This is a genomic window from Acidovorax sp. HMWF018 (genome assembly GCF_003061035.1).
Lineage (GTDB): Bacteria > Pseudomonadota > Gammaproteobacteria > Burkholderiales > Burkholderiaceae_C > Acidovorax > Acidovorax delafieldii.
Map to the genome: position 1 here is coordinate 1 of NZ_QAIM01000527.1, position 6,535 is coordinate 6,535.

Consider the following 6,535-nt stretch of genomic DNA (forward strand, 5'->3'; position numbering starts at 1 on the left):
CAGCAACACCCACAACGGTTGCACATGGAACAGCACCACCGCCACCCCGGTGGGCACCTGCTGGATCGCCGTGAAAAACAGCCACCAGCTCGCCAACATGAGCCCGCTGAGCAGCAACACCCACGGCAAAGCCGCCCAGCCCACCCAGAGCCCCTGCCACAGTCCCGACCACGACCGGTGGAGCCAGACCATCCATAACGTGAGCCCCACGAGACCAAAAGCGCAGCGGAACCAGGTCACCGTCAACGGCGCCGCCTGCGCCTCATGCACGAACACGCCGATGGTGCCCAGCAGCGCGTTGCCCAGCACGAATGCGACCCAGCCATCTAGCCGGCGGGCATCCGGCAGCACGTGGGCAACGGCCACAGGTGAAGCGGACGCTGGAACCACGGGTGCGGATGTGCCTGAAACGGTAGAGGAAGACTGCTGCATGCCCGCAGTGTGGCTGCCAGCCTTTGCAATCCAAAGCGCATAATTTACACACCAACCATTCGATCATCGAATACATCATCACTGGGGCAATCCATGAGCTACCGCGATTTGCAATTCGACTGGCTTCAGTGCCTGGTGGCTGTGGTGGATGCAGGCTCGCTCTCCGGCGCGGCGACCGAGGTGCACCGGTCCCAGTCGGCGGTCAGCATGCAGCTCAAGAAGCTGGAAGACGCCGTAGGCCACCGACTGCTGGAGCGCGACGCCCGCAAGCAGCACCTCACGCCCGAGGGTGAAACCCTGCTGGGCTATGCGCGCCGCATTCTGGAACTGCACGCAGAAGCGCACGACGCACTGAACGGCGACGCCCTCACAGGCCGGGTGCGGCTGGGGGTGCCGGATGACTACGCAGCGCGCTACCTCACGCCTGTACTCAAGCGCTTTGCGCCTCGGCACAGTGCGGTGGAGATTGAGCTGGACTGCGAGCAGTCCACCGCACTCATCCCGCGCGTGGCCAGTGGCGACCTGGACCTGGCGCTGATCTCGCGCGACCATTCCCGCCGCGGCACGCTGCTGTTCCATGAGCCCATGGTGTGGGTGGGGTCGGCGCAGTTCGAGTTGTGGAGGCGTGACCCGCTGCCGATTGCTGTGTACGAATCGGCCAGCCTGGCGCGGCGCGGCGCCATTCACGCGCTGGCGCAGCAGGGGCGCCGCTACAAGGTGGTCTATCACAGCTCCAGCCTGGCCGGGCAAATTGCAGCGGTGGAAAGCGGCCTGGCCGTGGCCGCCCTCACCCACTGCAGCGTGCCACCGCAGCTGCAGGTGCTCAGCACCGAGCAAGGCCTGGGGCCGCTGGCCCCTATGGAGGTGGCCGTGTACCGCAGCCGCGCATCGCGCGGCTCCAAGGCGGTGGACAGCCTGCAGAACCTGCTGGTGCAGACCCTGCGGCAGTCGGGCGGCGCCCGCGTGACCGGCTGAGCGCCTAGCGCCTGCTTACGAAACGGGAGCCTACTTTTTAGAGAGTGCCGCGCTGCGAATGCCCTGCAGCGTGCCGGTGGGCGTGATCGCCTCGGGGTCGATCAGGCAGTGCAGCACGCTGGGCAGACCGCTGGCGCGGGCGCGGGCAAGAGCCGGAGCAAAGTCTTCGGTACGCTCCACCCGCTCGCCATGGCCGCCAAAGGCCTGGGCGTAGGCCTTGAAGTCGGGGTTCTTGAGCTGCGTGGCGCTGATGCGGCCGGGGTATTCGCGCTCCTGGTGCATGCGGATGGTGCCGTACATGGCGTTGTCCAGCAGCACCACGATGATGGGCAGCCCGTATTGCACGGCGGTCGCAAATTCCTGGCCGTGCATCAAAAAATCGCCATCGCCCGCAAAGATCACCACCTCGCGCCGCGGCCACAGGCGCTTGCCGCCCACGCCCGCAGGCAGTCCGTAGCCCATCGACCCGCTGGTGGGCGCGAGTTGGCTCGCGTAGGTGGTGAAGGGCCAGAAGCGGTGAATCCACGTGGCAAAGTTTCCAGCACCGTTGCAGAAGATGGTGTCGGCGGGCAGCACTTCCTTGAGGTGCTGCATCACCTGGCCCATTTGCAGGTTGCCAGGGATGCGGATGGGCGCCGTGTCGCTCCAGGCCAGGTATTCGGCATGGGCCGCTTCAGCGTGCGCCTTCCAGGGCACTGCCGCCGTGGGTCGCACAGAATTCAACGCAGCAGTGAAAGCCTGCGGCGTGGCGTGGATGGCCTGGGTAGGGCGATACAGCTTGCCCAGCTCGTCCGCATCGGCATGCACATGCACCAGGGGCTGTGCAGGCGTGGGAATGTTGAACAGCTCGTAGCCCTGCGAGGGCACTTCTGACAGCCGACCACCCACCACCAGCACCAGGTCCGACGCCTTGATGCGCGCCAGCAGCTTGGGGTTGACGCCCAGACCCAGGTCACCGCCGTAGCAGGCATGTGTGGCCGGGAACAGCATCTGGCGGCGGAACGAGCAGTACACGGGAATCGACCACGCTTCGGCAAACGCGGTGAACTCGCGCACCGCCTGCGCGGACCAGCGGCTGCCGCCCAGGATGGCCACGGGATTTTTGGCGGCCTGCAGGCGCTGCGCCAGCTCGGCCATCTGTGCTGCGCCGGGGTGGGTCTCCGTCACCTGGTAGGGCAACGCATCGGCCACGGTGGCGGCTTCGGTCAGCATGTCTTCGGGCAGTGCCACCACCACGGGGCCAGGACGGCCCGAGGTGGCCACATGGAATGCGCGCGAGATCAGCTCAGGCACACGCGCCGGGTCGTCAATCTGCACCACCCACTTGGCCATGGTGCCGAACACGGCGCCGTAGTCCAGCTCCTGAAACGCCTCACGCCCCATGGCGCCGCGTGCCACCTGGCCCACGAACAGGATCATGGGGGTCGAGTCCTGGTGCGCGATGTGAATGCCTGCCGATGCATTGGTAGCACCGGGCCCGCGCGTCACAAAGCAGATGCCGGGCTGGCCGGTGAGCTTGCCCTGCGCCTCGGCCATCATGGCCGCCCCGCCCTCCTGACGGCATACCGTCACGCCGATGTCGGCATCGTGCAGGGCATCGAGCACGGCCAGGTAGCTTTCGCCGGGCACACAAAAAAGCTGCTTCACACCATGGGTGATGAGCTGCTGCACCAGGATCTGGCCGCCGGTGCGGGGGGTGAGGGAGGTCGTTTTCATATCAACGGTATCGGATCAGAAATTCAGAACAGGGCCTGGCATGCGCGCTGGATGCGTGCGCAGGCCTCTTGCAAATCGGCGGTAGATGCTGCGTAGGAGATGCGAAAGTATGGCGCCAGACCCAGCACCCCGCCAGGCACCACGGCCACATGGTGCTCGCGCAGCAGGTAGGCGCAGAAGTCGGCATCGGTGCGCAGCAGCATGCCGCCCGGCGTGGTGCGGCCCAACACACCTTCGCAGCTTGCAAAGGTATAGAACGCACCCTCAGGCACGCGGCAGCGCAGGCCCGGCGAGGCATTGAGCGACGCCACCACCAGGTCACGCCGGTCTTGGAAAGCTTGGCAGCGCTCCCGCACCACGTCTTGCGGCCCCGTGAGCGCCGCCACGGCCGCCGCCTGGCTGATGGACGAGGGACACGACGTGGCCTGGCTCTGCACCACAGCCATGGCGGCAATCAGCGCCTTGGGGCCTGCGCCGTAGCCCAGGCGCCAGCCCGTCATGGCATACGACTTGGAGACACCGTTCACCGTCAGCGCGCGATCGCGCAGCGAGGGCAGCACGGCCGCGGGCGTGGCAAACGCACGGCCGTCGTACAGGATGTGTTCGTAGATGTCGTCCGCCAGCAGCCACACCTGCGGATGGCGCTCCACCACTTCCAGCACGGGCAGCAGCTGCTCGGCACTGTAGGCGGCGCCGCTGGGGTTGGAGGGCGAGTTGATGAACACCCAGCGCGTGCGCAGCGTGATGGCCGCCTCCAGCTGCTCGGGCGTGATGCGAAAGCCATTGGCCTCGGTGCAGGGCACCACCACAGGTACACCGCCTGCAATCAGCACCATGTCGGCATACGAGGTCCAGTACGGCGCGGGCAGGATCACCTCGTCGCCAGGGTTCACCGAGGCCATCAGCGCGTTGTAGAGGATCTGCTTGGCACCCGCGCCTGCGGTGATCTCGTTGAGCTGAAAGTCCAGCCCGTTGTCGTGCTTGAACTTGTGCTGGATGGCGGCCTTGAGTTCGGCCGTGCCGTCCAGCACCGTGTAGTGCGTCTCCCCCCGCGCCATGGCCTGCTGCGCGGCCTCCAGGATGTGCGCGGGCGTGTCGAAGTCGGGCTCGCCCAGGCCCAGCACGATCACGGGCTGGCCCTGGCGCTTGAGCTGGTTGGCCTCTTGCGTCAGGCGCACGATTTCCGAGACGCCGATGGCGCCCAGGCGGTCGGCCGCGCGGAAGGCCGTGGCGGCGATGGCAGCGTTCATTGCTGGTAAGTCTCCAGGGGCTTGTCGTTGGGGGTGGCGAACAGCTGGCGCAGCGTGGTACCCAGCGGCAGGTTCAGGCTCATGTTCTTGGGCGGGATGGGGTTTACAAACCACTTGGTGTAGATCTTTTCCATCTCGCCGCTTTGCATCAGCTTGGTTAACACACCATCCACCGCAGCCTTGAAGGTGGGGTCGTCCTTGCGGAACAGCAGTGCAATGGGCTCGGCACCCAGCGGCTCGCCCACGATGCGGTAGGCCGAGGGGTCCTTGGAGTTGGCAATCATCCCGGCCAGCAGGTTGTCATCGAGCACAAAAGCGTCGGCGCGGCCCGTTTCAAGCAGCAAGAAGCTCTCATGGTGGTCCTTGCCCAGCACGGTCTTGATGGGCGCGCCACCCAGCGCGCGCTCTTGCTTGCGCAGCAATTGCACGGCGGTGGTGCCAGTGGATGCCGCAATGGTGCGGCCTGCGAGCTGGCTGATGGACTTCAGGTCCGAATCCTTGCGCACTGCCATGCGCACTTCGCTCACATAGGTGGTCACCGCAAACGCCACCTGCTGCTGGCGCGCGGTGTTGTTGGTGGTGGGGCCGCAGCCGATGTCCAGCGTGCCGTTCTGCACCAGGGGCAGCGTGTTCTGCGCCGTCACCGCCATGTATTCGAGCTTGGCGTCGGGTGCGATTTCTTTCAGCACGCGCTCGCACAGTTCGACGTGGTAGCCCACGTATTTTTCATTGGCGCCCAGCGCATAGGCCATGGGTGGCGAGGTCTCGCGCACGCCCAGCACGGCCTTACCCGATGCCTTGATCTTCTCCAGCGTGGGCTGGGTGACCGTCTGCGCCAGCGCGGGGGCCGTGGCCATGCAGGCCAGGGCCAAGCCTGCAGCGATCGCAGTGAAGGTCTTGCGGGAAATTGCCATGTCGTTGTCTCCGTATGTTTTGTGGTTGGCGGGTTGAGAAAGGGGAGAGGAAAAACCGGCGGTACCGATGGTGCTCAGATCACGTTCTTTTCGAGCAGTGGTGCGTTGCGTGCAATGCGCTCGATGGACAGCGGCGACAGGTCCAGGCTCTGGTAGCCGCCCGTCAACATCCACTCCGCCAGGCCACGCCCCACCGCAGGGCATTGTTGCAGGCCGTGGCCCGAAAATCCGTTGGCAAACACCAGGTTGTCGCACGCCGGGTGCAGGCCCACGATGGCGTTGTGGTCAAAGGTGTTCATCTCGTAGTAGCCCGCCCAGGCGCCCTGCATGCGCAGCGCTTCAAAGCCAGGAATGCGCTCGGCCAGCGTGGGCCAGATGAGGTTGTCAAACGCGTCGTACTCGGGCTCCAGCGGGGCAAAGTCGGCGTCGTTGTCCGCATCGGGCGCAAAGCCGCAGATGAAGCCTTTGCCCTCGGGCCGCAGCCAGATGCCACTGGTGTCGATGAGCAGTGGGCAGCCCGGCAGCGCTGCTGGGCTGGCGAGGTTGAAGACCGTGCGGCGCTTGCCCACAACGGGCAAATCAATTCCGGCCCAGCCCGCAATGGATGCCGCCCAGGGGCCACCGGCGTTCACAGCGTAGCGGCAAGGCAGCACGGCGCCGCTTTGCAGGCGCACCGCGTCCACATGCAACACGCCATCGCTGGCCGCCGTATCCAGCCCTACGGCCTCATCGGCCACATAGCGCACGCCCTGGCTCTGCGCCTTCTTGCGCAGGGCCGTGAGCAGCAGGTAACCATCAAACCAGCCCTCGCCCGACAGGCCCAGCGAGCCCAGCGCCACATCCTGCAGCGCCAGCCACGGGAAGCGTCCGGCCAGTTGCTGCGGGCTGAGCAGCGCCACGTCCGCACCGTACTGCTTTTGCAACGCATGGTTCTCGCGCAGCGTGGCCTCGCCCGCCTGGGTGGCCAGATACAGGTAGCCGCCTTCGTGCAGACCGATGTCCGGCACATCGCCGTTGCACGCCAACAGCGTGCCCACGTTGCGCAGAAAGCCAATGCCGTAGGCCGATATCTGGATGTTGATGTCGGTCGAAAACTGCTGACGGATGGAGCTGGCCGACAGCGCCGACGAAGCGCGCGCATAGGTCGGGTCGCGCTCGACCACCACTACTTCGCAGCCCGGCTGCTGCAGCGTGAGGAAATACGCAATCGCACTGCCAATGACACCACCGCCGATGATGACGATGGGG

General features: G+C 65.9%; 5 protein-coding genes and 1 pseudogene. 1 reads left to right on the forward strand and 5 read right to left on the reverse strand.

Annotated elements, in window-relative coordinates:
* Positions 1 to 390: pseudogene (locus tag DBR23_RS22370) on the reverse strand (EamA/RhaT family transporter); the annotation flags it as partial.
* A gap of 135 nt (positions 391 to 525) precedes the next feature.
* Here DBR23_RS22370 and DBR23_RS22375 point away from each other — a divergent pair.
* Positions 526 to 1,407, forward strand: a complete 882-nt coding sequence (locus tag DBR23_RS22375) for a LysR family transcriptional regulator (RefSeq protein WP_108499622.1) — start codon at positions 526 to 528, stop codon at positions 1,405 to 1,407.
* Between the two features lie 30 nt (positions 1,408 to 1,437).
* Here DBR23_RS22375 and DBR23_RS22380 read toward each other — a convergent pair whose 3' ends face one another.
* The 4 genes from DBR23_RS22380 to DBR23_RS22395 all read right to left on the reverse strand — a co-directional run.
* A complete protein-coding gene (locus DBR23_RS22380) occupies positions 1,438 to 3,123 on the reverse strand; it encodes a thiamine pyrophosphate-binding protein (RefSeq protein WP_108499623.1) in 1,686 nt (561 codons plus the stop codon).
* Between the two features lie 23 nt (positions 3,124 to 3,146).
* The gene (locus DBR23_RS22385; protein ID WP_108499624.1) at positions 3,147 to 4,373 is read right to left on the reverse strand and encodes a pyridoxal phosphate-dependent aminotransferase; all 1,227 of its coding nucleotides are present in this window, start codon (positions 4,371 to 4,373) and stop codon (positions 3,147 to 3,149) included.
* On the reverse strand, positions 4,370 to 5,287 hold the full coding sequence (locus DBR23_RS22390) for an amino acid ABC transporter substrate-binding protein (protein ID WP_056747551.1): 918 nt from the start codon (positions 5,285 to 5,287) through the stop codon (positions 4,370 to 4,372). Before DBR23_RS22390 ends, DBR23_RS22385 begins: the two co-directional genes overlap by 4 nt.
* Before the next feature lie 74 nt (positions 5,288 to 5,361).
* The coding region (locus tag DBR23_RS22395; RefSeq protein WP_108499630.1) for an FAD-binding oxidoreductase at positions 5,362 to 6,535 on the reverse strand (1,174 nt) is incomplete at its 5' end.

Coding starts and splice junctions, on each gene's coding strand:
- DBR23_RS22375 (WP_108499622.1), top strand. CDS start 526: ATGAGCTACCGCGATTTGCAATTCGACTGGCTTCAGTGCCTGGTGGCT.
- DBR23_RS22380 (WP_108499623.1), bottom strand. CDS start 3,123: ATGAAAACGACCTCCCTCACCCCCCGCACCGGCGGCCAGATCCTGGTG.
- DBR23_RS22385 (WP_108499624.1), bottom strand. CDS start 4,373: ATGAACGCTGCCATCGCCGCCACGGCCTTCCGCGCGGCCGACCGCCTG.
- DBR23_RS22390 (WP_056747551.1), bottom strand. CDS start 5,287: ATGGCAATTTCCCGCAAGACCTTCACTGCGATCGCTGCAGGCTTGGCC.